The sequence below is a fragment of the Marinobacter salinisoli genome (assembly GCF_017301335.1).
In the GTDB taxonomy this organism is placed as follows: domain Bacteria; phylum Pseudomonadota; class Gammaproteobacteria; order Pseudomonadales; family Oleiphilaceae; genus Marinobacter; species Marinobacter salinisoli.
Map to the genome: position 1 here is coordinate 1,676,161 of NZ_CP071247.1, position 23,883 is coordinate 1,700,043.

The following is a 23,883-nucleotide window of genomic DNA, read 5'->3' on the forward strand; positions in this document are numbered from 1 at the left end:
CGGAGCCGGAGCCAGAACCGGGGCCAGAGCCGGAGCCTGAACCGGAGCCTGAACCGGAGCCAGAGCCGGAGCCAGAGCCGGAGCCAGAGCCGGAGCCAGAGCCGGAGCCTGAACCGGAGCCAGAGCCGGAGCCTCCTACTCCACCGCCGCCTCCTCCACCTCCACCGCCGGAGCCGGAGCCGGAGCCAGAGCCAGAGCCAGAGCCTCCGCCTCCACCACCTGAGCCAGAGCCCGAGCCGGAGCCGGAGCCGGAGCCGGAGCCGCCTGCGCCACCACCGCCCGAGCCTGAGCCCGAGCCCGAGCCACCTCCGCCACCACCGCCTGAGCCGGAGCCTGAGCCGGAGCCGCCTGCGCCTCCGCCACCACCGCCCGAGCCAGAGCCCGAGCCGGAGCCAGCGCCGGCTCCGGGTGGGACTGGTTCGACCGAACCGGGCGCCAGCGAGCCGGATGGCGCTGGATCACCCACGGGTTCACAGTTGGTCCAGGCGCAGTTTTTCGGAATTGAGCCCATCGTGTTTCAGCAGTCCGTGGCCGACATCCCGACGTCCATCCCAATGACCACAACGCCAGAGAATGGTGCCGTGGCAGTGAGCCGAACGGAAAGTGTCAGTGCGCGGTTTGGTGAGGACATGATGGTCACCAGTATCGATGCAGACAGCCTGACACTCAGCGCCAATGGCAGGGCTGTTGCCGGGGCGGTGCAATTTGATGCTCAGACCAACACCCTGAGCTTTGCTTCCGGAGACCGGCTGCCGAGCTCGGCGACGGTTGTAGCCACCGTGGATGGAACGGTGGCGAATCTGGATGGCGACCTCCTCGGAAGCGATTTCCGCTGGTCGTTCACCACCGAAAGCGCGTCCTGGGGCCAGGCGACTGCCCTGGAAAGTGGCTCCGGTTCGGTAGCGGAGCTTCAGTTGGCTGCCAATGCTCGTGGCGATTCAGTGGCCGTCTGGGTGCAGGATCAGCAGGTGTTTGCCAGCCGCTTTGAGGCGGCCACAGGGCACTGGTCGGGCCAGGAGCGTGTGGCTGCGAACGCCGGCCGGGGCGCGAGCCCTCAGGTGGCCGTCGATCCAGAGGGCAATGTCGTGGCTGTCTGGATCAATGGCAGCGATGCCAGGATATATGCCCGACGTTTCAATGCCGGTGTTGGCTCCTGGGGCAGCGCTGTCGGTATCGGCAACCCCAATGGCGAAGGTCGCTACCCGCAGGTCGCCATGGATAGCGCCGGCAACGCCGTGGCTGTCTGGCAGCAAAGCGAGGGCTCGGCGTTGAATATCTACGCCAGTCGTCTGGCTGCCGGTCGCACAGTCTGGACCGGTGTCGAGCGCATCGATGCCCACACCGATGAAAGCCACCGTCCGCAGATCGCGATGGACGCCAGTGGCAATGCGGTGGTTGCCTGGCGTCAACGGGTGTCTGTGTTTGGCAACCTGAATACCTACCGCGTCTTCGCAAACCGAATGGAGGCCGGTACCTGGCAGGGCCAGATTGCCGTTGGCACCGGTGCAAACTCTGTCGGTGTGCCGCGAGTGGCGGTGAACTCGGAGGGCCAGGCCTTCGCGGTGTGGCGTCAGAATGACGGGGGAACCCAGAATATCTACGCCAGCCATGCCGGTGATTTTGGTTCCTGGTCCGGAGCGGAGCAAATAGGCACCGCGGGTACCAGCGTTACTCAGCCGGATGTTGCAACCGATGGTCGGGGTAACGTCTTTGTCGTCTGGCGTCAGTACGGCAGCAACGGTTCCACCGTTCAGGTTAACCGTTTCAGCGTTGCCTGGCAGGGCGCCATCGCCCTTCACAGCAGTCTGGAAAGCGCTGACTTGCCGAGGATTGCGGCTAACTCAAATGGCGATGCCTTCGTTGTCTGGAGTCAACGGGACGGCAGTGAGTTCTTCACCGAAGCCCGGCCGTTTGTCGCCAGTGGCGGTTCCTGGGGCAAGGCCGCCCGGCTCAGTGGCGCCTCCAGTATGCCGTTTGTACCGGGGATTTCGATGAGTGCCGCTGGCGATGCCGTGGCTGTCTGGATAGAGGCAATTGATAGTCGGGGAGACCTGTTTACCAGCCGGTATTACTGAGCCTGTCTCCCCGTTTTCACGGAGGCTGACCGGATTCCCGCTCTGTGGGCGGGGCCGGTCAGCACTCAGCCCGTGGGGCCTCATTCGCTGGCAATGGAGTGTCGAAACCTTACGGATGGAGGTGAAAAATGTGCGATGTATCACATTGTTTCTATACTTCTTGGGTAATTGGACACAGAGAAGCCTTCCGCCTGGCCAGATCAAGGAAGCCGAGCCATGAACACCAAACCCTCGCGCAGCGCCCTAATTTTCGTGCTCACCGCACTCGCGTTTGGCTGTACCGAGAGTGAAACAACCTTCAAAGGTGATGGCGGCCCCGGGGTTGCTCAGGCGCCAGCGGTGGGTTCTCCGGACCCAACAGCTGGGCCAGAGCCCGGCGTCAGTCCGCCGAGGGTCCTTGCCACCACGCCGGAAAACGGCGCCGATGGGGTAGATCGAACCGCCGATGTCAGTGTTCGCTTCAGTGAAGACATTCTGGGCACCAGCATATCCGGCAATAGCCTGTCGCTTACCGCCGATGGCCGCGCAGTTCCCGGGGACGTCCGGTTCGATGCAGAGTCCAGCGTCATGAGTTTTTCGCCTGAGGATCGGCTGCCCAAATCGGTGCAGATCGAGGCGGTGGTGGACGGACAGGTTGCGGATCTGGCGGGTAATAGTCTCGGACAGGCGTACCGCTGGTCGTTTACCACCGCCGGTGCGTTCTGGGGCGATGCGGCCGCGATCGACGGCGGTTCCGGGCCGGTAAGTGAGCCGGAGCTGGCCGGTAATGCCCGTGGTGATGCCATTGCCGTCTGGGTTCAGGGCGGAGATCTGTATGCCCGGCGATTTGAGGCGGATAGCGGTGCATGGCGCGGGGCCGAACGGATCAAGGGAAAGGTCGAAAGCAGCGCCAGACCCCATGTCGCCATGGACCCCAGAGGCAATGCGCTGGTGGTGTGGAGTAAGAAAAACGACGACCGTGTGTATGCCCGCCGATTCGATGCCGGACGTGGCCGTTGGGATAAAGACACCCGAATCGGCGGTGCTGATGCGAGCAATCCCAGAGTTGCTGTGGATGCCCGGGGGCGGGCTGTGGCCGTATGGCAACAACGGGACGCGCTGGCGAGCAACGTATACGCCAGTCGGTTCGCGCCGGACAGCGGCAGCTGGGGCGAACCGGTTCGCCTTGAAACCCTGTTAGATCAGAGCCGCCAACCGCAAGTCGCCATGGATTCGAATGGCAACGCGGTCGTTGTCTGGCGTCAACGGGTAGGCTTTTTCAATATCTTCAATACCTTCACCGTCTATGCGAATCGGTACGTTGTGGGCTCCGGGTGGCGGGGGGCTGAGGCTGTCGGCCCCAGTGTAAATTCCGCCGCACCGCCGGAGCTGGCAATGTCTGCCTCCGGGACCGCCTTCGTGGTCTGGCGCCAGTCCGACGGTGGTAATCAGAATATTTATGCCAGTCGGTTAAGCGGCTCCGGCAGCTGGTCTGGCGCAGAAAGAATCGGCTCGGCCGGCACCAGCGGTGTTCAGCCTCATATAGCGGTGGATGGCCAGGGCAACGCTTATGCCGTCTGGCGTCGGAACGCAGGCAGCCGCTATGTCATCGAGGTCAACCGATACACTGGCGCCTGGCGGGGTGTCACTGCGATTCAGAGCACAACGGACCGGGCGGACTACCCCAAGGTTGCGGCGGATGCGGGAGGCGACGCCCTGGTGGTTTGGACGCAACGCGGGGGTGGCGGCTATTTTGTCACTGCCCGATCGTTTGACCTCAGCGAGGGTGCTTGGGGAGAGGTAGAGCGTATCAGCGACGCATCCGGTGCTCCGTTCGAACCTGCCATTGCCTTGGAGGCTGATGGAGATGCGACGGCAATCTGGTTGCAGGCGAATGGCGGACAACGGGATCTGTTGGCCAATCGTTATTACTAGGCAGCAGATCAGTTGTTGGTCACCCCGAGCATCGCCAACTGCATGGTCTGTTAACTGCTCAGCGCGGCGGAGATGGGTGGGTATCCTCGATCCGCCAAATCCTGTGGCTTGGTCTGGCAAGCGTCTTCAATACGTTGCATGAAGCTGGCCATTGCTTTCGAGTATTCCGGCCAGTTCTCGAACATTGGCATATGTCCGCTGCCGTCGATAAATACCTTCTCGGAGCCCGGAATCGCATCGGCGAGTTGATGGGTGCGCTGGATCGAAACGTAGGGGTCCTGGTTTCCGCAAAGCACCAGGGTAGGGCATCGGAGCGATGCCAGGTGAGGGGTCAGATCCAGTGCCACCAGATCGCGGAAATAGATGCCCATAGATCGTCGGCAGATTCGCTGCATGGCGGGGAAGTAAGCCTGCAAGTAGGCTGGAAAATCGGCGTGCGCGAAAAATATCCTGGGTGAGGCCACGACGTCACGCATAAACAACCGGTGGATCGGTTCTGCCAGCGCATTCAGTTTCAGAACCGTGGCCACCAGGCTTCGCCCGGTCCGGCCCATGCGCGTAGCCAGCCACTGAAAGGCTGCATACACGCCGTTATCTTCCTGCCCTGTCAGGGCGCTACCCATCGCGACAACTCCCAGGATCTGCCCGGGACGTCGGGTTGCGGCAAAAAGTGCCGCCTGTCCGCCGGTGGAATGACCGACGAGGACACAGCGCCGGTTACCGATCAGTGCGTGGATCTGTTCGAACAGGGCGTCGGTCAGGCGTTCTGCGTCAATCCGCTCAGAGCCGGATAGGCTCGCAGAGGGGTAGTGGCCGGGAAGGGCGATGGCGTAGACCGGACGGTCACCAAAAACGCTGAGGTGCGGCGGGTGCCAGAAATACACCGAACTGATCAACCCGTGAATCAGAACGACAGGCTCACCCTTGCTGTCTTCGTTGAACGCCAGGCAGGTATATCCCGGCAGTTCTATCACCCTGGGGCCGCTGATCGTTTGGGGCATAGGCGGGCATCCATTCCACGCGTGAGTTTATCCTTTGCAATCGTAGACTCGGCGCACCGGAAAGCCTATACCGGGCGTTCGCTTTTCAGCGGTGGTTCAATGTTTTGCGTGTTTGGGGCGTTTCCCGGGTTCATCCTGGGGATTGAGCGGCCATTAAAAAAGGCCCACCGCTTTCGCGATGAGCCTTTTTTAATCGAATACTGGTAGCAAGGGGCGGAGTCGAACCGCCGACCCCAGCATTATGAGTGCTGTGCTCTAACCAACTGAGCTACCTTGCCAAATCGTTTCAGGCATGGCCCCAAACGAGGCGCGTATTTTCAGCATTTGTGCGGGGGCTGTCAAGGCCTTCGCAATGCTTTTTCGTCCAAATTTATACGTTGAAGCGGAAGTGGATAACGTCGCCGTCCTTCACGATGTAATCCTTGCCTTCGAGGCGCCATTTTCCGGCTTCCTTGGCCCCGGCTTCACCGTTTCCGGCCACGTAATCGTCGTAGCTGACCACTTCAGCTCGAATAAAGCCGCGTTCGAAATCGGTGTGGATCACACCCGCTGACTGAGGTGCTGTGGCGCCGATCTTGGTGGTCCATGCACGAACCTCTTTTACGCCGGCAGTGAAGTAGGTCTGCAGACCCAGCAGGTTGTAACCGGCCCGGATGACCCGGTCCAGGCCAGGCTCTTCCATGCCCATTTCCTCCAGAAACATGGACTTCTCGTCGTCTTCCAGTTCGGAGATTTCAGCTTCGATCTTGTTGCAGATCGGCACGACAACGGCGCCTTCTTCCGCTGCGATCGCCTTTACTTCATCCAGGTACGGGTTGTTTTCGAACCCATCTTCGCTCACGTTGGCGATGTACATGGTTGGTTTGACCGTCAACAGGCACAGTTCCCGAATCAGCGCCTGTTCGTCGTCAGACAGCTCCATACCGCGCACTGGCTTGCCTTCGTTCAGTACCGGCAGCAACTTTTCGAACACCTCCAGCTGTGCTTTGGCGGTTTTGTCGCCACTCTTGGCGACCCGCTGCACCCGCTTGATGGCTTTCTCGACAGTGTCCATGTCGGCCAGCGCCAGTTCGGTGTTGATCACTTCGATGTCGGCCGCCGGATGCACCTTGTTGGCGACGTGGATTACGTTCTCGTCTTCAAAGCACCGCACAACATGGGCGATGGCGTCGGTCTGGCGAATGTTGGCCAGGAACTGGTTGCCCAGACCTTCGCCCTTGGAGGCGCCGGCGACCAGCCCGGCAATATCCACGAATTCCATGGAGGTGGGCACAACCCGCTCTGGCTTGACGATGTCAGCCAGTTTGTTCAGGCGCGGGTCCGGCATGGGGACCACGCCTGCATTGGGTTCGATGGTGCAGAACGGGAAGTTCTCAGCGCCAATGCCGGCTTTGGTCAGTGCGTTGAACAGGGTGGATTTGCCGACGTTGGGAAGACCAACGATGCCGCAGTTAAAGCCCATGGAATGCCTCTGCTGATGCGAAAAAAATGTGGCCGGATTATACCGGTCGAGCGGGCAGGGTGCGAGTAGGAGGAATACGGAGTTGGACGGCTGGCCGGGCAGTCGGGTTACTCGGGCTTGAAACTGTGCAGCCGGTTCATGGCGGCGGCCAGTTTGCCGTTGGCCGCATCGGGCAGTACCCGCATGACTTCGTCAACGACGGCATCCAGTTGTTCGTGCTCTCGCTTGCCGAACCGGCCGAGTACGTAACCGGTGACCTGCCGGCTGTCGCCGGGGTGGCCTATGCCAAGGCGCAGGCGCTGGAAATCCCGGGTGCCCAAGTGGCTGATGGCGTCGCGCAGTCCGTTGTGTCCGCCGTGACCACCGCCTTTCTTCAGTTTGGCTGTGCCGGGTGGGAGGTCGAGTTCGTCGTGGGCGACGAGAATCTGTTCGGGAGAAATCTTGAAGAAATCCGCCAGAGCCTTGATGGACAGGCCGCTGCGGTTCATGAATGTGGTGGGATTCAGGAGATGCAGGTCCATGCCCTGCCAATGGATGCGGGCGTAGAGCCCGTGGTATTTGCGCTCGGGGCGCAGCGACTGGCCCGCTTGGCGGGCCAGTGCTTCGACGAACAGGGCGCCGGCGTTATGGCGGGTATTTTCATAGTCGGAACCGGGGTTACCCAGCCCCACCACCATGAGAATGTCCTGTGCCATAATCCGTCGCCCTTGGAGAGCTTACTCCTCGCCGCCTTCCTCGCCTTCACCTTCGGCGTCCTCGGCTTCGTCAGCCTTGGTGCCCTTCGGCATGTGAATAGCAACAACCGGCAGGTCGTGGTCTTCACCTTGCTGCAATGCAGCAATAACAACACCTTCAGGCAGTTTCAGATCGCTCAGGTGAACTACCTGGTCCATCTCAACGTCCTGCATGTCCACTTCGATGAACTCAGGCAGGTTCTGCGGACGGCAGATCACTTCTACTTCGTTCATCTGGTGAGTCACGATACCACCCTGATTCTTCACGGCAGACGCTGTTTCTTCATTGATGAAGTGCAGCGGTACGTTGACGTGGATGTCGTGGTCCTTGTCGACGCGCAGAAAGTCCGCATGAGTCAGAATCGGCTTGTACGGGTGACGCTGCAGATCCTTCAGGATTACAGACTCTTTCTTGCCCTGAATATCAACGGTCAGAACGTGGGAGAAGAAAGCTTCGTTTTCGAGGGCCTTCTTTAGCTCGTTGTGCCAGATGGAAATGGCAGTCGCGTCTTTGCCGCCACCGTAAATGATGGCCGGAATCTTACGTTCTTCGCGACGCAGGCGGCGGCTCGCACCTTTCCCCTGGTCGTCACGAGGAAATGCTTCAATCACAAAATCCTGAGACATGGTATTACCTCACTTGTCATCTGAGCGGCCCGCGACCAGGCTCGGTTCAGATGATGGTTCAATGAAGCCGGGAATCTTTTCCCGACCGACTAAAAGGATCGGGAGCCCATGGTAGGCTCCCGATCCGTGTAATGCGTTACCGGCCTGAATCCGGGTGTCCGGACTTCGTTCAGGCGTTGTCAAACATGGCGCTGATAGACTCTTCGTTGCTGACGCGACGAATGGACTCTGCCAGTAGCCCAGCCATGCTGAGGACGCGGATTCTATCACAATTCTTGGCTTTGTCATCCACGGGGATAGTGTCGCAGACAACCAGTTCGTCCAGGGTGGATGCGTTGATGTTATCTATCGCCGGGCCAGACAGAACCGGGTGGGTGATGTAGGCAACCACGCGGGCGGCGCCGTGCTCCTTGAGAGCGTTGGCGGCTTTGCACAGAGTGCCGGCGGTGTCGATGATGTCGTCCACCAGGATACAGGTCTTGTCTTTGACATCCCCGATGATGTGCATGACCTGAGCAACGTTCGCCTTCGGCCGACGCTTGTCAATAATGGCCAGGTCGGCATCGTCCAGCTTCTTGGCCACGGCGCGGGCGCGAACCACACCGCCGACGTCCGGAGAAACCACAACGAAGTTTTCAAAGCGCTGCTTCTCAATGTCTTCGAGCATGACCGGTGTGGCGTAAATGTTGTCCACCGGGATGTCGAAGAAGCCCTGAATCTGGTCGGCGTGCAGGTCAACGGTCAGGACCCGATCCACGCCGATGCTGGAGATCATGTCGGCAACGACTTTGGCGCTGATGGCTACCCGGGTCGAGCGCACCCGGCGATCCTGTCGTGCGTATCCATAGTAGGGGATTACCGCAGTGACCCTGGTTGCGGACGCGCGGCGCAGTGCGTCGGCCAGGACGATCAGTTCCATCAGGTTGTCGTTGGTCGGGTAACAGGTCGGCTGAATGATGAAGACATCATGGCCGCGGACGTTCTCGTTGATTTCGACAGCGGTTTCGCCGTCGCTGAAACGGCCAACGGTGGCCTGGCCCATGGGGATGTGCAGTTTCTGCGCGATGGCCTTGGCAAGTTCCGGATTGGCGTTGCCAGCGAAAATCATCAGTTTGGACACGACGGCATCCTTCTCAGTATCAGCGTTTGATTCAGAGCGAGCGGGAGAGAGGTGGCTGGGGTGGCAGGATTCGAACCTGCGCATGACGGGATCAAAACCCGTTGCCTTACCACTTGGCGACACCCCAGTATCGTGCTTTCTTGGCATCAGTTTAGCTCAGTCAGCTTTTTGTGAAGAGGTGAAATATTCACCCCTTGAGCTACGAACCCCGTGATGCCGGAGGGTTTGCTTTCCCAGATAATCCGGGCTGCGGATTCTGTCGGGAAACGTCCAAAAATGCAAGCCCCGGTTCCGGTTAATCTTGCAGGTCCGAATTGTGCAAGCCAGTCCAGGCTTCTATTAACCTCAGGATACAGTTTGCGAACTACATCCTCACAGTCGTTTCGGTACCTCGAGGCGTCTCCCTCAAAAGCGGGCGCTATTTTGATTCTCGGGGTGTTCCTTGTCAACCCTTCCTCGGAAAAAATCTTGCCGGTGTTGATGCTGCATTCTGGCTTCAGAACGACAAACCAGTCTTCGGGAGGTGTGACAGGGGTAAGCTGCTCGCCGACGCCTTCGCCGAAGGCGGCATGTCCGCGAACAAATACCGGTACGTCGGCACCGAGTGCGAGGCCGATGTCGGCCAGCTCGTCGGTTGAAAGGTTCAGGCGCCAGAGGTGATTGAGCCCGACCAGGGTGGTGGCTGCGTTGGAACTGCCACCGCCAAGACCACCGCCCATGGGCAGCCGTTTTTGCAAGTTGATGGTCACACCCGGGAGGGTTTTACCGGCCCGCCGGGCCAGTGCGTTGGCCGCGCGGATCACCAGGTTGTCGTCGTCGGCAACGCCGGTAACCGGCTCGCTTAGACGAGCGCCCGGCTGTTCCGGCGTAAGAGTAAGGGTCAGGTCGTCGCCGTAATTCAGAAACTGAAACAGTGTTTGCAGCTCATGGTAACCGTCAGCGCGACGACCGACGATATGCAAAAAGAGGTTGAGTTTTGCCGGAGAGGGCAGGGTAATGGTGGTGCTCACTGCGCTGTTCCGAGGTCTTGCCAGTCGCTGATAACGAGCCGAACTCGTTTGCCGTCTTTCAGGGCGGTGATTTTTGCCGGCAGGCTGGGGTGGCTGTTCAGAAAACGTTGCCAGCGATCGTAACGAATTTCCCAGCCGGATTGCCGGATGATGGCCAGTTGCTGGTTGGCATCAAATAGCAGGCGGAAATCATCTCCCGGCGCGGGAAGCCCGCGAATCCACCAGACCAGTTGGTTTAGCGGCAATTGCCAGCCGGTTGCAGCTTCCAGCAAGGACTCCGGGTCACCGGATCGATAGGTGTCGCCATCGGGCAGGGTCAGCTCGATAAAGCCCGGCGTGCCCTGCAAGCGGGTGCTGCCCATGCCGAGAAAGGATGACGACAGGGCCAGGTTGTACTGGTCACCATTTTGTATCCAGTGGTTGATCAGTGCGGTGCCGCTGTCTGAGGGCTGGCGGATCGCCAGCTTGCCCACCAGTTGCCAGTGGTCGAATTGGCGCAGCTGCTCGCTTTTGTCGGCCCAGTCGGCTGGTGGTTGGTCGGTCATGCCCTCTGGCAAGGGCTCTACCTGAATGGTGGTGCAGGCAGCGAGCATGGCGGCCAGGGGCAGAATAAGCCAGAGGCGAAAGCGGGGCATGATTACAGCTCGCTGTCTTGTGTCAGCCGTTGAATGGTTTCCCTGAGAATTTCGTGGTCTGGATCCTTTTCCAGGCCTTCTTTCCAGATGATCCGTGCCTGCTCACGAGCCCCACTGACCCACAGTGCCTCTCCATAGTGGGCGGCAATCTCCGGATCTGTGTAATCGGACCAGGCACGAGCCAGGTAGTCCAGAGCCGATTCCAGCTCGCCTTCTTTAAAGAGAACCCAGCCCATGCTGTCGAGAATCGCCGGGTTTTCCGGGTCCAGTGCGAGGGCGCGCTCGATGTAATTGCGGGCTTCATCCAACCGGTTGGTCTTGGTGGTCAGGATGTAGCCGAGCGCGTTCAGGGCTACCGAGTTTCCGGGATCCTGATTGATGATGAGTTTCAGGTCCTCTTCAGCGGGTTCGGTTTGGCCCCGCATATCCAGCAGCATGGCACGGGCGTACCGGATCTGAATGTTTTCTGGGTAGAGGCCCACCGCCTCGGACGCGCTGTCCAGTGCTTGCTCTTCCTGCCCGTGTTCCATCAGCAGGTTCACTTCCAGTAGCCGGTAGTTTTCGTCCTGAGCCGGATTTTCGCCTCTGAGGTTGCGAATGTCAGTTACGGCTTCATCGAGTTGATCATTACCGGCTAGTAGTGCGCTTTTTCTTGCCAGTGCCGAGAAATAAAAGTCACCCCCTTCCACCCGGCTGTAATAATTGATGGCGGGCTGGATGTTGCCCTCGCTGTCTTCAATGCGCCCGAGGTAGTAGTTAGCCTCGTTGATGTGGTGGCCTTCTTCGATCAACTGGGTCAGGTCTTCCCGGGCCAGATCGTTTTCCCGGTTTTCGATGGCCACGAGGGCGTGGGACAGGCGCAGCCCCGGAACGTCCGGGTGTTCATTGATCAGGCGGTCAAACTCATCCTGAGCCGCTCGCAAATCGCCTTCGGAGATCAGCATGCGGCCATACAGCGTGCCCATCTGTCGGTTTGACGGAAAGCGTCGGGTGTTGGTCAGGAGGTAGTCCAGAGCTTTTCGTTTTTTTCCGCTTTCATAGAGCAGGTCGCCCCGCAGAACGATGCCCGGCTGGAAGTTCGGGTTGTCGTCCATCAGGCCGTTTATCCGATCCAGTGCTTCCTGAGTGTTGCCGGACATTTTCAGCAGCAAGGCGGTGCTGTAGTCCAGTTCAACCGAGTCTGGGTAGCGTTGGGAGAGCTCCTTGTAAAGGTTGAGCAATTCTGCCTGCCGTTCCGGCGGGAGATTGCGGGCCATCAGCGCGAGGGCGTCGAAGTCGGCGTCGGCGCCCATGCCCATCAGTTGTTCCATGTGCCCCAGAGCGGCTTCCAGTTCATTTCTTTTCACGGCTTGGATGGCTGCAACCCGGTGCGCTTCCAGGCTGTCCGGTTCTACCTCAAGCCAAAGGTTGGCCAGTTGCTGCTGTGCGTTGTCGCCATTGAGTGATTGGGCAATGCGCATGGCGCGCGCGATGACGCCTTTATCGCGGGAGATCTTCGCGGCCTGGAGGTAATTGACCAGGGTGATGTCGTACCGGCCGCGCTGGGCAGCGATTTCGCCTGACAGAAGCAGGTAAAGCACTTCCGGTTCGAAGTCGGCGTATTCGATGTTTTCTTTTTGCTTATTTGCTGACTGGGCAGGCGGCGGTGTGGTTGGTTCCGCCTGTTTCTTGTCGGAACCGGTCAGACTGGCACAGCCAGCCAGAGAAAATCCGATCAGGCAGGTTGTCAGCAACGGTGCGAATTTGTACATGCATCTTCCCGTGATTATGTCGACAGCGCATCAAGCGTAACGGCCCATGGACAACGGTTATGCGCTGCGATGGCATGCAGCCCGGGCCGAGTCCCTATAATGGCATAAGCACTTCATATTGCCCAACCTGTCCGCACTTCCCGAATGGGCGGAGCATATATGGTGGCAGTGGCGGGCGCTGGCCGCTAAAATGCCCGAAATTATCCCCCGAATTCGTAAGGTTGTTCACCTCCGATATGGCACTGGTTACGCTCGGCATTAATCACCGAACTGCTCCCCTGGAGCTGCGCGAGCGCGTGGCGTTTACGCCCGATCGCATGGGCGACGCGTTCGCCGAGCTCAGAGCTGCCTCGGGAGCCAGTGAAGCGGCCATCCTGTCTACGTGCAACCGCACAGAACTGTACCTTGCAGGCGATGATGATTGTGCGCCCCTGGTGTTGCGCTGGCTCGCCGGCTTCCATGACGTGGATGTCGCGGATCTGGAGCAGTCCTTTTATGTGCACCGGGATGGCGATGCGGTCCGTCACATGATGCGGGTTGCCGCAGGCTTGGATTCAATGGTGCTGGGCGAGCCCCAGATTCTGGGCCAGCTGAAAGACGCCTATGCCCTGGCGAGGGAAAACCAGGCCAGTGGTTCCTTCCTGTCGCGGTTGTTTGAGCACACCTTCTCGGTGGCCAAGCGAGTGCGGACCCAGACCGCCATCGGCGAGAATCCAGTGTCCGTTGCCTACGCTGCCGTGAGTATGGCGCAGCATATTTTCTCGGATCTCTCCCGTAACAGGGCTCTGTTGATTGGTGCCGGTAAAACCATTGAGCTGGTGGCCCGGCATCTTGCTGATGCGGGCGTTACTGAGTTCCTGGTAGCCAACCGAACACTGGAACGGGCACAGAATCTGGGCGCTCAATACGGTGGCCAGGGTATTTTACTATCGGATATTCCTGCCCACCTGGCCGAAGTGGATATTGTCATTTCATCCACGGCCAGTCCGCTGCCCATTCTGGGCAAAGGCGCGGTTGAGCGGGCCTTGAAAGTCCGCAAGCACAAACCCTATTTCATGGTGGATATTGCGGTACCCAGAGATATCGAACCGGAAGTGGCGTCTCTGGATGATGTATACCTTTATACCGTGGATGACCTGCGGCAGGTCATCGAAGAAAATATCCGTTCCCGCGAAGGAGCCGCGCGTGAGGCTGAAAATCTGGTGGCGGCCGGGGTTCAGGATTTCCAGAACCAGCTGCGGGCACTGGACGCCGTCTCCACTTTGAAGCAGTTCCGGCGCCGGGCAGAGATACTGCGCGATCTGGAAACCGAAAAAGCCTTGCGTGCGCTGCGCAACGGCGGCGATCCAGAGACCATTCTGCGAAGCCTCGCCCGTGGCCTGACCAACAAACTTCTCCATGAGCCCTCGGTTCAGGTTCGCAAGGCGACGACCGAAGGGCGCCCCGAGGTAACGGAATGGCTGCGTGAGCTGCACCAGCTGGACGCATTGGAAGCCGACGAGCCAACCCCCACGGAAAAACTATGAAGCCATCGATTGAAAATCGCCTCGATCATCTGAGTGATCGTTACGAGGAAGTCAGCGCGTTGTTAAGCGATGCCTCGGTCATCTCCGATCAGGGCAAGTTCCGGGATCTGTCCCGGGAATTTGCCGAGATTGAGCCGATTGTTCAGTGTTTCAAAGCCTGGCGTCAGTCTCTTGCGGATATCGACGCGGCTCGGGAACTCGCGGAGGATGGCGATGCCGACATGCGCGAAATGGCGGCGGAAGAGCTGGAGACTGCCCAGGCAAAGAGCGAGGAACTGGACGAAGAACTGCAGCGCCTGATGTTGCCCAAAGACCCCAACGATAAGAAGAGTGTGTTTCTGGAGATTCGCGCCGGAACCGGCGGTGACGAGGCCGCCATCTTCGCCGGGGATCTGTTTCGCATGTACAGCCGGTACGCGGAAAAGCGTCGCTGGCAGGTCGAGGTGTTGAGCGAGAGCGAAGGCGAACACGGTGGTTATAAAGAATTGATTGCCCGGGTGGGGGGCGATGGTGTGTATGGCACGCTGAAATTTGAATCCGGTGCACACCGGGTGCAGCGAGTGCCGGAAACCGAATCCCAGGGGCGCATTCATACCTCGGCTTGTACCGTGGCTGTGATGCCGGAAGCCGATGAAGCCGAAGCGGTCGATATCAACAAGGCAGACCTTCGGGTGGATACTTTTCGTTCCTCTGGTGCCGGCGGTCAGCACGTGAATAAAACCGATTCCGCCATCCGGATTACCCACCTGCCGACGGGCATTGTGGTGGAGTGTCAGGAAGAGCGCTCGCAACATAAGAACCGGGCCAAGGCGATGAGCCTGCTGGCGTCCCGGTTGCAGAACGCCGAGATTGAGCGCCAGCAAAAGCAAGTGGCCGAAACCCGCAAGAGCCTGGTGGGCAGCGGCGACCGCTCCGAACGCATCCGCACTTACAATTTCCCGCAGGGGCGGGTGACTGATCATCGGATCAACCTGACGTTGTACAAGCTGGACGAAGTCGTCTCAGGCGATCTCGACGCTGTGGTTGTTCCTCTGCAGCAGGAACATCAGGCCGAGCTGCTTGCCACGCTGTCTGATGACCAGTAAATCCTCACTGACCTGTGAAAGGCTGTTAACAAAAGCCATTGAACGCATTGGCGGTGACAGTCCTCGGCTCGATGCCGAGCTGCTGCTCGGTCATGTCACCGGCCTGAGTCGGACCAGTTTTCGTGCCTGGCCCGAACGGGAAGTGCCCGGGGAACAATGTGACGAGTTTGACCGGTTGGTGTTCGAGCGGGCGCAGGGCCGGCCCATTGCTCATTTGCTGGGGCATCAGGAATTCTGGTCGCTGCCTTTGCGGGTCAGCCCGGCCACACTCATCCCGCGCCCCGACACCGAATGCCTGGTGGAAGTGGCACTCACGTTGCCGCTTCCGGGCTCGGCTCATGTCCTGGACCTGGGAACGGGAACCGGAGCCATCGCCCTGGCGCTGGCCAGCGAGCGCGCCGATTGGCAGGTCAGTGCCTGCGACTGTGTTGACGATGCCGTCCAGTTGGCCCAGAGCAACGCCCGACAGCTGGGCCTGCCGGTTAAGGTCATCCAGAGTTCCTGGTTTACCCGGCTTCCGCCCGGGCGGTTTGACCTCATCGTTTCGAATCCTCCCTATATTGCTGCAGACGATCGTCACCTCGATGAAGGCGATGTGCGTTATGAGCCAGCCTCGGCCCTGGTGGCTGGCCCGGATGGGCTGGATGATCTGAGGCTGATTGTCGATCAGGCGCCGGATTGGCTGAATGACGGTGGTTGGCTGCTGGTAGAGCATGGGTATGACCAGGCCGAGGCGGTGCAAAGGCTGTTCCGGGAACGGGGGTTTGGTGCGATAGAGAGCCGCAAGGACTATGGTGACCGTGAGCGCATGACGCTTGGGCGATGGTCCGCCAACAGAATCCACCAATAACAAAAAGGAAGGGTGCATGCTCACTGACGAGGAGTTGATTCGCTACAGCCGGCAACTATTGCTGCCCCGGTTTGATGTGGCCGGCCAGGAAAAGCTTCAGAAGGCCAGGGTTCTGGTGCTGGGTGCCGGTGGATTGGGTTGTCCGGTCGCTCTCTATCTGGGGGCAGCCGGTGTGGGACACCTGACGCTGGTGGATGATGACACCATCGAGCTGGCCAATCTGCAGCGCCAGATCGGGTTCGAGGAAGCCCAGTTGGGACAGCTGAAAGCGGCTGCTCTGGCTGAGCGGGTGACACGGATTAATCCGCATGTGTCGGCGATCGCCATTGCCGAGCGCCTGGACGGCAAATCGCTGGAAGAGCAGGTCGCCCGCGCTACCCTGGTGGTGGACTGCAGTGACAACTTCCACACCCGCTTTGCACTGAATCGTGCCTGTGTCAGAGCCGGCGTGCCACTGGTCTCTGGTGCGGCCATCCGGGGCGAAGGCCAGTTGTCGGTATTTGACCCGCGGGTTGAAAATAGCCCCTGTTACCACTGCCTTTATCCGGAGCAGGGCAATGAGGATCTGACCTGCTCACAGGCCGGAGTCATTGCGCCTCTGGTTGGCATGATTGGTTCGGCCCAGGCCATGGAGGCCATCAAGGTAATCTCCGGCGTGGGGCAGGCCCTCGTTGGGCGCCTGCTGGTGTTGGATGCCTGGACAATGCAGTGGCGTGAAATGACATTGGCCCGTGATCCCGAATGTCCGGTGTGTCCGGGTCATTAAACCGGTTGTTGCCTGGCGACGGTGGTCCGGCAGGCCTTGCTCAACCTCAATCCTTGAGCGCCTGAAACCTGGCAATTGCTTCTTTTCGACTCTCCTTCAGATCGACGATCAGCCTTGGGTAGCCTTTTGGAATCACGCCACCTTTACCCGGATCGTGGATTTTCTTGTTATCCAGCTTGGCCAGTTCCGGCACCCACTGGCGAATGAAGTGTCCCTTCGGGTCGAACCGTTCGCTCTGAGTGGTCGGGTTGAATACGCGAAAGTAGGGCGCGGCGTCCGTCCCGGTGGAAGCACTCCATTGCCAGCCGCCGTTATTCGAGGCCAGAAAGCCATCCACCAGTTTCGACATGAAGTAGGCTTCCCCCAATCGCCAGTCAATGAACAGATTCTTGGTCAGGAACATGGCGGTAATCATGCGCAGGCGGTTGTGCATCCAGCCGGTTGCGTTGAGCTGGCGCATGGCGGCGTCTACGATTGGGATGCCGGTGTTACCAGTTTTCCAGGCCTCAAACGCATCGCCGGGATCGTTCCAGATCAGGGCCTCGGTTTCGGGTTTGAAGGCCCGGTGCATACTGATGCGGGGGTAGTGATACAGGATGTTGATGTAGAAATCCCGCCAGGCAATCTCGCTGATCCAGGTAACAAAACCCTCCTGATTACCGCCGCGGCCCTGGGCTTCCCGGGCGGCAAGCAGGCATTGCCGCCCGGAAAGTACGCCATTGGCCAGGTAGGGCGATAGCTGGCTGGTGCCATCAATGGCCGGGAAATCCCGGTCCTCTTTGTATTGCCCGGCCGTTTCCTCGAGAAACGTTTCGAGTTGCTGGTGCGCGGCGGATTCACCGGTTTCAACCAGTTGGGGTGGTGCGTCCTGGAACGGCGACGGGATGTCGGTCAGCTGCTCGGGCTCCAGCGAGGCTCCCTGCGAGGACGGACGCGGCAATACCACTGGCTGGTTTTCCTCGATCCATTCCCGCCATCGGCGCGAGAACGGGGTGAATACGGAATAGGGTTCCTCTTGCTTGGTCAGTACCTCACCAACGGGGGCAACGGTTTGATCCCGGTATTTGCACACGTCGACGCCGGCGTCGCCCAGTTTCTGCTTGAGCCGCTTGTCCCGCCGGCGTTCGTTGATGCCGTATTCCTCATTGAAGTGAATTCGTTGTATGCCATGCTCCCGGCAGAATGCGTCGAGTCGTTCGAGGCTGTCGTCGAATGTTCGGGCGTGCAGGAAACTGAGGGGAATGCCCAGCTCGGCCAGCTCTTTGGCCAGCGCGTTGGCGTGTGCGATCACGAACTGCACTCTGGCCGGAGACCAGTCGTGCTCCAGCCACTGTTCCGGGGTGACGACAAAACAGGCCCGTACACCATCGCTCTGCTTGCACGCGGCAGTGAGGGCGGGGTTGTCAGCGATTCGCAGGTCGTTACGAAACCAGACCAGTTCTTTCATCGGTTGTCCTGTTGCCCGTTCCGGGCCATTGAATAGGCGTAAATACGACTAATTGATCCAATAAAATCACAGACTTGGATATTCGCTGAGGATGCGTGTTTGGATTATAGTAGGCGTTATTATTGTTCACCCTTCCGGGAGATGCCCTGCAAACATGGAATCAGTAACCGAGGGACAGCGAGACGGTGTGTGGGCGCAGCCCTACAGTCTGTCGTCCGGGCAAACCCAGCATCACGAGCTCGGCCAGGTGCGCCTGTGGGTGACGCTGCTGGACCGGGAATGGCAGGTTCGGACCCAAACGTTGGAGTCGGGCACTGAGCCAGTCACCTGGACCGAAGGCGTCAGCCACGTCTTGCCATCCACCGATGTGCCGCTTCAGCGTTTCATCCGGGCAGCAGAATCCGATACCGAAACCGTTACCTTTGTACCGACCGTTGCTTCGCTGCCAACGGTGATTCGGCCCTATCAGTCGATGACCATTCCAGCCGGCGAACGCTGCGTCATCTACGTGGGTACCCTGGTGTGGATGCAGGTCTGCGTTGGCGACAGCAAGACGGTGTTGACGGAGATTCCCCTGGCGGTGCCTGCGCTGACCTGGGTAGGCCCCAATACCATGGAAGGTGAAATCTGCTATTCATCGGCCAGTTTCGCCCGATTGGTGCTGGAAGCGGTGCCGAAACGGCCATGGCGGGCAATCACGCCGGTCACCATCATCAACCGACGCAAAGAGCCCCTGCTGCTGGAGCGCTTCAGTCTGCCGACACCATTGCTCTCGCTGCACCTGAACAGCCGGGGCCAGTTATGGACGCCGGGCGTGACGGTGGAGTGCGAGACTGACATGAACTCGGCCACCCTGCGGGTTGACGACGCCCTGCTGCCGGCGGCGGGCGAGTGCCAGCAGGTCGGCCCGGCCCGGGAGCGTGTATCCCGCGGACGGTTGATTCGCGCCTTCGACCGCATGTTCGGATAACTTTTGGGAGTCTGATGGGTGAGTGAAAATTCGGGTACCAACGCGCTGCTTGGATGGATAAGTACTGACCTTGGCCAGTGGCTGAACGCTGCTTTTCTGGTGGGGCTTGGCCTTGTGCTTGCTTCTCTGGCCGCACGCAGTGTGTCCCGTTTGATCGGCGATCGCACGTCACGGCATCACAGTGCGGTGGTGCGGCGGCTGGTGTTTTATGGCGTGGTGCTGCTGTTTGTGGTGGCCGCCCTTCGAGAAGCCGGTTTTTCTCTGGATGTGGTGCTGGGTGCTGCGGGTATCCTGACGGTAGCCCTCGGCTTCGCGTCGCAGACTTCGGCCTCCAACATCATCAGCGGGCTGTTCCTGTTGATGGAAAAACCGTTCGAGATTGGCGACGTGATCGAGGTGGATGCCACCACCGGTGAGGTGGTCGCCATTGATTTGCTGAGTGTCAAACTGCGCACGCCGGATAACCTGTTTGTCCGTATCCCCAATGAAACACTCATCAAAACCCGGGTGGTGAACCGGTCGAGGTTCCCGATACGGCGGCTCGACCTGACCGTTGGGATTGCCTACGCTGAAGATGTAGAGCGCGTGGAAACGCTCCTGCTGAAACTGGCCGAGGAAGAGCCGGTCTGTCTTGAAGAACCAAAGCCTTTTGTGTTGGTGACTGCATTTGGTCCATCGTCGGTGGATGTTCAGTTTTCGTTCTGGGTGCCGAAGGACAAGGTATTGGACGGCCGCAGCAGCATCATGGTGGCGATCAAGAAAATGCTTGATCGCGAAGGTATCGAGATTCCGTTCCCGCACACCAGTATCTACGCGGGTAGTCATTCGGAGCCGTTCCGCGTGCAGCTCCTGAGCCCGGACACAAAACCCAATAAGGAAATTCTGGATGTCGACAAAGAAGGATGATGGCATCAAGCCATCGACGTCAGCCAGTGGTGACGAAAAGATCGGCCTTGGCTGGCGGGAATGGGTCGGGTTGCCCGACCTGGACATCAATCGAATCAAAGCGAAGGTCGACACCGGGGCGAGAACGTCCTGCCTGCACGCCTTCCGTGCAGAACCCTATACCGAAAACGGGGAGCGAAGAGTCAGGTTCTGGGTGCATCCGGTGCAGAACGATTTGCATCAGATGGTTGAATGTGACGCCCGGGTGCTGGATGAGCGTCTGGTGACCGATTCCGGGGGCCATCAGGAAAATCGCCTGGTGATTGAAACTACCGTGGTTGTCGGGGCAAATCGATGGCCGATTGAAATGACGCTGACCAATCGTGACTCCATGCGCTTTCGGATGTTACTGGGGCGCACAGCCATGGCCGGGCGTGCCATGGTTCACCCGGAAGCATCCTATCTTGCCGGAGAGCCGGACCTAAGGAATGAAAAATGAAAATTGCGGTTTTATCGCGAAATAAGAACCTTTACTCCACCCGCCGTCTGGTGGAAGAAGGCATAAACCGGGGCCACGAAGTGCATGTCATCGACTGCCTTCATTGTTCCATGAACATCACATCCGCCAAACCGCAGATCCATTACCACGAGGAGGTCCTCGAGGGTTTCGACGTGGCGATTCCCCGCATTGGTGCATCCGTGACTTATTACGGCACAGCGGTGTTGCGCCAGTTTGAGATGATGGGGGTGTTCCCGGTCAATGAGTCGGTGGCCATCACCCGTGCAAGGGACAAGCTGCGCTCGCTGCAGTTGCTGGCACGAAAGGGCGTCGGTATGCCGGTGACCGGTTTTGCCAACAAGCCGGATAACGTGCCTGAGTTGCTGAAGATGGTGGGTGGCGCCCCGGTGGTGATCAAGTTGTTGCAAGGCACCCAGGGCATTGGTGTCGTGTTGGCGGAAACCCGCAAGGCGGCAGAGAGTGTGATTGAGGCCTTCATGGGGCTGAAAGCCGACATCCTGGTACAGGAATTTATCAAGGAAGCCGGTGGCGCCGATATCCGGTGCTTCGTGATCGGCGACAAGGTTATCGCGGCGATGAAGCGTCAGGGGGCAGAGGGGGAGTTCCGCTCCAACCTGCACCGAGGGGGTACCGCCTCGCTGGTCCGGATCACGCCGGAGGAACGCCGTACCGCGGTGATGGCCGCGAAGTCCATGGGCCTGAATGTGGCGGGTGTGGATTTGCTGCGTTCCAGCCGTGGCCCGCTGGTCATGGAGGTAAACTCCTCGCCCGGGCTGGAAGGGATTGAAAACGCCACCGGCAAGAACGTGGCTGCCATGATCATCAACTGGACTGAAAAAAATTACAAACCTTGGAAAACAAGAACCAAAGGACGGGGATAATTTATGGCTCGTGAGCCATTTGAAATTGCAGGAACGCAGATCAAGCCGGGTACCCGGGAAACGGTGGAAGTTCCGGTTGCAAAGCTCTACACCCACACGCCCCTGCATATTCCGGTAGAGGTGATTCATGGCCGTCGTGACGGCCCTGTACTGATGGTCTGTGGGGCGATTCACGGCGACGAGATCAATGGTGTGGAGATCATCCGCCGGGTGCTCAAAAATTCGGCGCTCCGGCACCTGCGGGGAACGTTGGTGGCGGTTCCCATCGTCAATATCTTCGGTTTCGTCCAGCGCACCCGCTACCTGCCCGACCGTCGCGATCTCAACCGCTGCTTCCCCGGCAGCGAGAGCGGCTCGCTCGGCGGTCGTATCGCCTATCTGCTGCGCACGCAGATCATGGAGAAGGTCACGCACATCATCGATTTGCACACCGGGGCCATTCACCGCTTCAACCTGCCCCAGATTCGTGCCGAGTTGAACAACTCAGAAACCGAGCGAATGGCGAATGCCTTCGGCGCTCCGATCATCATCAAGGCGGGTCTGCGCGAGGGAAGCCTGCGGGCCTACGCCGATTCCCTCGACATCCCTGTGATCACCTTCGAGGGTGGCGAGGCCCTGCGCTTCGATGAGGTGGTGATCAGTAGCGGTTCGAAGGGGGTCATCCGGGTGATGCGGGAGCTGGGTATGATCCCGATAAAAAAGGCGCCGAAAGCGCCCAGAAGCCGATCCGAAACCGCTGCGACCTCCCAGTGGGTGCGGGCCGACATTGACGGCATCATGCGGCCGATTGCCTGGCTGGGGCAGAAAGTCCGCAAGGGGCAGCGGCTTGCCATGGTCGCTGACCCCTTCGGAGAGTCAGAAGCGGCTGTGCTGTCACCCTGTTCCGGCATTGTGATCTGTGTGAATAACCTGCCCTTGGTGAATGAGGGCGAGGCCATCTACCACATCGCCCGTTTCGACGAACTCGGGGAAGCGGAGAAGGCGATGGACTATTTCCGCAGTTCGTTTGAGAACGAGGGCTCCGAGGCCGTGGTGCCGGTGCACCCGTGGGATGACCTGCAACGATAAATCCGCCCATCACACCCATCACAGGAGCACCGATGATCTGGGATCAAGCCACAATTGAGCTTTCGCCCATGCCGCGAGGCTTTCATCTGGTGACGGATGACGTACTGGCTCAGGCTCCCGACCTGACCTGCTGTGAGGTCGGGTTGCTGCATCTGTTTATCCAGCACACCTCGGCTTCGCTGGCGGTGAATGAAAACGCTGATCCGGATGTGCGTGGTGATCTGGAGCGGCATTTCAATGTCATGGTGCCGGAAAACGCACCCCACTACGCCCATGTCATGGAAGGCCCCGACGACATGCCGGCGCACATCAAAAGTATCCTGATCGGGCCGTCGCTGACCCTCCCCATCCACCGTGGCCGGCTGGCGCTCGGTATCTGGCAGGGTATCTACCTTTGTGAACATCGGGACAGCGCCGGAGGCCGGCGCATTGTTGCCACCCTGCAGGGGCGCAGGTAACCGGTTTCGACTTTTGTCCAACTACGCTTTGCCGAATCCAAGACTAGACTAAATTGGGGAAAATCCTCGTCAGCCAACTGACTAACAATAATGAAAGGGAGATCAACCACAATGAAAAAACAAGCCATTTTGGCGGCGCTCGCGTCTACCCTCGTTGTTGCAACCTCTGTCTCTGCTCAGGATCGCGACGGCTGGCCGGAGAGCTTTACCGTGGGTACAGCCAGCCAGGGGGGAACCTATTTTGCGTATGGGTCTGGCTGGGCAAATTTCGTTGCCGAGAACCTGGGAGTGTCCGGCGGTGGAGAAATCACCGGTGGCCCGATGCAGAACATGGCCCTGGTACATACCGGTGATCTGAAGTTCGGCCTGACCACCCTTGGTCCGGCCAGCGAGTCCATGAAGGGCAACAGCCCGCTTGCCCCGGGGATGAAAATGGACAACGTATGCGCCATGTTCCCCATGTACGAAACCCCGTTTTCGGTTACCGCGCTGGCCAGTTCCGGCATCAAATCGATTTCCGATATCCCCGATGGCGCCACCATTGGCTTTGGCCCGGCAGGGTCCACCTCGGACACCTATTTCCCACGAATGATGGAAACCCTCGGTGTTAATTTCGAACGCCGTAATGGCAGTTGGTCGGATCTGGGCGGTCAGCTTCAGGATGGCCTGATTGATGTGGTGGCCTTTGCTGCCGGAGTTCCCGTACCGGCAGTGAGCCAGCTTGAGGCCCAGACGGATGTGAACATTATCAGCATGACTGACGAGGAAGCGGCGAAAATCCTCGAGGCTTTCCCAGTCTCTGAGTTCGAGATCCAGCCAGGTACCTACCAGTCCCTCGAGGAGCCCTCCCGGGTTGTCTCCATGTGGAACTTCGCCATGGTTAACTGTAATGTTCCGGAGAGCTTCGTGTACGAGATCACCAAGCTGACCATGGAAAACAATGACAAGATGGTGTCCATCCACAAGGCGGCGCGCCACTCCGTGCCCGAGAACTACGACAAGAACAACGTGCTGCCGTGGCACGCGGGAGCCGCTCGCTGGTTCAATGAAAACGGCTACTCCATCGAGGAAAGCCAGATCAAGCAGTAACCAGGATAA

General features: G+C 59.3%; 23 protein-coding genes and 2 tRNA genes. 13 read left to right on the forward strand and 12 right to left on the reverse strand.

Features of this window, described 5'->3' with window-relative positions:
• Positions 1-135: 135 nt before the first annotated feature.
• Entirely contained in the window at positions 136-474 is a 339-nt protein-coding gene (locus LPB19_RS07625) for a hypothetical protein (protein WP_206645464.1), read from the reverse strand.
• Positions 475-512: 38 nt separating this feature from the next.
• On the opposite strand from LPB19_RS07625, the gene LPB19_RS07630 reads away from it, so the two are divergent.
• Together LPB19_RS07630 and LPB19_RS07635 are read left to right on the forward strand one after the other, a co-directional pair.
• Entirely contained in the window at positions 513-2,075 is a 1,563-nt protein-coding gene (locus LPB19_RS07630; protein WP_206645465.1) for an Ig-like domain-containing protein, read from the forward strand.
• A gap of 216 nt (positions 2,076-2,291) precedes the next feature.
• Positions 2,292-3,989 carry an Ig-like domain-containing protein gene (locus tag LPB19_RS07635; RefSeq protein WP_206645466.1) on the forward strand — a complete coding sequence of 566 codons (1,698 nt, stop codon included), beginning with the start codon at positions 2,292-2,294 and terminating at the stop codon, positions 3,987-3,989.
• A 50-nt stretch (positions 3,990-4,039) separates the two neighbouring features.
• Here LPB19_RS07635 and LPB19_RS07640 read toward each other — a convergent pair whose 3' ends face one another.
• From LPB19_RS07640 to LPB19_RS07685, 10 genes are all read right to left on the reverse strand, one after another.
• Complete coding sequence (locus tag LPB19_RS07640; protein ID WP_206645467.1) at positions 4,040-4,990, reverse strand: alpha/beta fold hydrolase; 951 nt, start codon at positions 4,988-4,990, stop codon at positions 4,040-4,042.
• 201 nt (positions 4,991-5,191) lie between these two features.
• Positions 5,192-5,268: transfer RNA gene (locus LPB19_RS07645), tRNA-Met, on the reverse strand.
• A 92-nt stretch (positions 5,269-5,360) separates the two neighbouring features.
• Positions 5,361-6,452: a redox-regulated ATPase YchF gene (gene ychF / locus LPB19_RS07650; RefSeq protein ID WP_206645468.1), complete on the reverse strand. Its 1,092-nt coding sequence runs from the start codon at positions 6,450-6,452 to the stop codon at positions 5,361-5,363.
• 107 nt (positions 6,453-6,559) lie between these two features.
• The gene (gene pth, locus LPB19_RS07655) at positions 6,560-7,147 is read right to left on the reverse strand and encodes an aminoacyl-tRNA hydrolase (protein ID WP_206645469.1); all 588 of its coding nucleotides are present in this window, start codon (positions 7,145-7,147) and stop codon (positions 6,560-6,562) included.
• 21 nt (positions 7,148-7,168) lie between these two features.
• A complete protein-coding gene (locus LPB19_RS07660) occupies positions 7,169-7,813 on the reverse strand; it encodes a 50S ribosomal protein L25/general stress protein Ctc (RefSeq protein ID WP_206645470.1) in 645 nt (214 codons plus the stop codon).
• Between the two features lie 169 nt (positions 7,814-7,982).
• The gene (locus LPB19_RS07665; protein WP_206645471.1) at positions 7,983-8,933 is read right to left on the reverse strand and encodes a ribose-phosphate pyrophosphokinase; all 951 of its coding nucleotides are present in this window, start codon (positions 8,931-8,933) and stop codon (positions 7,983-7,985) included.
• 52 nt (positions 8,934-8,985) lie between these two features.
• Positions 8,986-9,060: transfer RNA gene (locus LPB19_RS07670), tRNA-Gln, on the reverse strand.
• A 19-nt stretch (positions 9,061-9,079) separates the two neighbouring features.
• Positions 9,080-9,943 carry a 4-(cytidine 5'-diphospho)-2-C-methyl-D-erythritol kinase gene (gene ispE / locus LPB19_RS07675; protein ID WP_206645472.1) on the reverse strand — a complete coding sequence of 288 codons (864 nt, stop codon included), beginning with the start codon at positions 9,941-9,943 and terminating at the stop codon, positions 9,080-9,082.
• A complete protein-coding gene (gene lolB, locus LPB19_RS07680; protein ID WP_206645473.1) occupies positions 9,940-10,578 on the reverse strand; it encodes a lipoprotein insertase outer membrane protein LolB in 639 nt (212 codons plus the stop codon). The genes ispE and lolB overlap by 4 nt, the downstream gene beginning before the upstream one ends.
• A 2-nt stretch (positions 10,579-10,580) precedes the next feature.
• Positions 10,581-12,329 (reverse strand): tetratricopeptide repeat protein, encoded by a 1,749-nt coding sequence (locus LPB19_RS07685; protein WP_206645474.1) that lies wholly within the window; start codon positions 12,327-12,329, stop codon positions 10,581-10,583.
• Between the two features lie 236 nt (positions 12,330-12,565).
• Between LPB19_RS07685 and hemA the strand changes: the two genes are divergently transcribed.
• The 4 genes from hemA to LPB19_RS07705 are packed head-to-tail and all read left to right on the forward strand — an operon-like array spanning position 12,566 to position 16,556.
• Positions 12,566-13,855 carry a glutamyl-tRNA reductase gene (gene hemA, locus LPB19_RS07690; protein ID WP_206645475.1) on the forward strand — a complete coding sequence of 430 codons (1,290 nt, stop codon included), beginning with the start codon at positions 12,566-12,568 and terminating at the stop codon, positions 13,853-13,855.
• Positions 13,852-14,940: a peptide chain release factor 1 gene (gene prfA, locus LPB19_RS07695; protein WP_206645476.1), complete on the forward strand. Its 1,089-nt coding sequence runs from the start codon at positions 13,852-13,854 to the stop codon at positions 14,938-14,940. Before hemA ends, prfA begins: the two co-directional genes overlap by 4 nt.
• Positions 14,930-15,790 carry a peptide chain release factor N(5)-glutamine methyltransferase gene (gene prmC / locus LPB19_RS07700; protein WP_206645477.1) on the forward strand — a complete coding sequence of 287 codons (861 nt, stop codon included), beginning with the start codon at positions 14,930-14,932 and terminating at the stop codon, positions 15,788-15,790. The genes prfA and prmC overlap by 11 nt, the downstream gene beginning before the upstream one ends.
• 16 nt (positions 15,791-15,806) lie before the next feature.
• Positions 15,807-16,556: a HesA/MoeB/ThiF family protein gene (locus LPB19_RS07705; protein ID WP_206645478.1), complete on the forward strand. Its 750-nt coding sequence runs from the start codon at positions 15,807-15,809 to the stop codon at positions 16,554-16,556.
• A gap of 46 nt (positions 16,557-16,602) precedes the next feature.
• Here LPB19_RS07705 and phrB read toward each other — a convergent pair whose 3' ends face one another.
• A complete protein-coding gene (phrB, locus tag LPB19_RS07710) occupies positions 16,603-18,003 on the reverse strand; it encodes a deoxyribodipyrimidine photo-lyase (protein ID WP_206645479.1) in 1,401 nt (466 codons plus the stop codon).
• A 154-nt stretch (positions 18,004-18,157) separates the two neighbouring features.
• Here phrB and LPB19_RS07715 point away from each other — a divergent pair, with 154 nt between their 5' ends.
• The 7 genes from LPB19_RS07715 (at position 18,158) to LPB19_RS07745 (ending at position 23,874) form a co-directional block, all read left to right on the forward strand.
• Positions 18,158-18,973, forward strand: a complete 816-nt coding sequence (locus tag LPB19_RS07715) for a hypothetical protein (protein ID WP_206645480.1) — start codon at positions 18,158-18,160, stop codon at positions 18,971-18,973.
• Positions 18,974-19,018: 45 nt separating this feature from the next.
• Complete coding sequence (locus LPB19_RS07720) at positions 19,019-19,879, forward strand: mechanosensitive ion channel family protein (protein WP_407943954.1); 861 nt, start codon at positions 19,019-19,021, stop codon at positions 19,877-19,879.
• Positions 19,860-20,357, forward strand: a complete 498-nt coding sequence (locus LPB19_RS07725; RefSeq protein WP_206645482.1) for an ATP-dependent zinc protease family protein — start codon at positions 19,860-19,862, stop codon at positions 20,355-20,357. Before LPB19_RS07720 ends, LPB19_RS07725 begins: the two co-directional genes overlap by 20 nt.
• Positions 20,354-21,259, forward strand: a complete 906-nt coding sequence (gene rimK / locus LPB19_RS07730) for a 30S ribosomal protein S6--L-glutamate ligase (RefSeq protein WP_206645483.1) — start codon at positions 20,354-20,356, stop codon at positions 21,257-21,259. Before LPB19_RS07725 ends, rimK begins: the two co-directional genes overlap by 4 nt.
• 3 nt (positions 21,260-21,262) lie before the next feature.
• Complete coding sequence (locus LPB19_RS07735; RefSeq protein ID WP_206645484.1) at positions 21,263-22,327, forward strand: succinylglutamate desuccinylase/aspartoacylase family protein; 1,065 nt, start codon at positions 21,263-21,265, stop codon at positions 22,325-22,327.
• Between the two features lie 32 nt (positions 22,328-22,359).
• Positions 22,360-22,785, forward strand: coding sequence for a secondary thiamine-phosphate synthase enzyme YjbQ (locus tag LPB19_RS07740; RefSeq protein WP_206645485.1), 426 nt, complete (start codon positions 22,360-22,362; stop codon positions 22,783-22,785).
• A 111-nt stretch (positions 22,786-22,896) separates the two neighbouring features.
• Entirely contained in the window at positions 22,897-23,874 is a 978-nt protein-coding gene (locus tag LPB19_RS07745; RefSeq protein ID WP_206645486.1) for a TAXI family TRAP transporter solute-binding subunit, read from the forward strand.
• Positions 23,875-23,883: the final 9 nt, after the last annotated feature.